The sequence below is a fragment of the Isoptericola sp. NPDC058082 genome, assembly GCF_042885055.1.
In the GTDB taxonomy this organism is placed as follows: Bacteria; Actinomycetota; Actinomycetes; order Actinomycetales; family Cellulomonadaceae; genus Isoptericola.
Window position 1 is genome coordinate 655,054 of sequence record NZ_JBHVSQ010000001.1, and the last position, 1,111, is coordinate 656,164.

Consider the following 1,111-nt stretch of genomic DNA (forward strand, 5'->3'; position numbering starts at 1 on the left):
GCCACATCCTCTACGGGGACTTCGAGCTCGGACTGACGACGTCGCTGCTGGTCGGCGCCGTCCCGGGGGGCTGGTTTTGGGTCCCCTCGTTCCCCCCCCCCCCCAACGGCACCACCCCCCCCTCCCCCCCCCCCGTGCCACCGTGGTGCGGATCAGGCTCCGCCGACCTGCTCGATGACGGCGTCCGCGACCTCGCGCATCGTGAGGCGGCGGTCCATCGACGTCTTCTGGATCCAGCGGAAGGACTCCGGCTCGCTCAGGCCCATCTTGGTCATCAGGAGGCCCTTCGCGCGGTCCACGCGCTTGCGGGTCTCGAACCGCTCGGTGAGGTCCGCGACCTCGGCCTCGAGCGCCCCGATCTGCTGGTAGCGGGAGATCGCGATCTCCACCGCCGGGAGCAGGTCCGCAGGCGTGAAGGGCTTGACGACGTAGGCCATCGCGCCGGCGTCACGCGCCCGCTCGACGAGCTCGGTCTGGGAGAAGGCGGTGAGCAGGACGACGGGCGCGGCGTGCGCCTTGCCGATCCGCTCGGCCGCCGAGATGCCGTCCAGCTCGGGCATCTTGACGTCCATCACGACGACGTCGGGCTTGAGCTCGGTGGCGAGCCGCACCGCGGTCTCACCGTCGCCCGCCTCGCCGACGACGTCGAACCCCGCCTCGCGGAGCGTCTCGACGACATCCATCCGGATGAGCGCCTCGTCCTCGACGACGACCGCGCGACGCGCGGGTCGCTCCGGCGTCTTCGGGGCCTCGGGCTCCTGGTCGATCAGGGGCGGCAGGTCGAGCGGCACCGTCGCCTCGGGCTTCGCGTCGTGGGGCTTCTCGTCGGTCACCCGTCCATCCTAGTGGCCGCGAGGGGGCGCCGCGTCCCGTGCCGGGTGTGACGAGGGCGACGGCCTGCCCGCCGACCAGCGGTCGGACGGTTCGGCCACCGCCTCGAGCGCGTGGTTGGATGGGCGGCGCGCCCCGGTAGCCCAACCGGCAGAGGCAATCGGCTCAAACCCGATCCAGTGTGGGTTCGAATCCCACCCGGGGCACCCCGCAGCCGCACGACGACGGCCCGTTGGGGGTCGGGAGGGGGAGGGGGGGTCGGACTGGTGTACGAGGATTG

At 72.5% G+C, this 1,111-nt stretch carries 1 protein-coding gene and 1 tRNA gene; one reads left to right on the forward strand and one right to left on the reverse strand.

From position 1 onward, the window contains the following. Positions 1-152: 152 nt before the first annotated feature. Entirely contained in the window at positions 153-779 is a 627-nt protein-coding gene (locus ACFVS0_RS03060) for an ANTAR domain-containing response regulator (RefSeq protein ID WP_429729957.1), read from the reverse strand. Between the two features lie 184 nt (positions 780-963). Here ACFVS0_RS03060 and ACFVS0_RS03065 point away from each other — a divergent pair. Further along, positions 964-1,037, forward strand: a tRNA-Leu gene (locus tag ACFVS0_RS03065). Positions 1,038-1,111 lie beyond the last annotated feature (74 nt).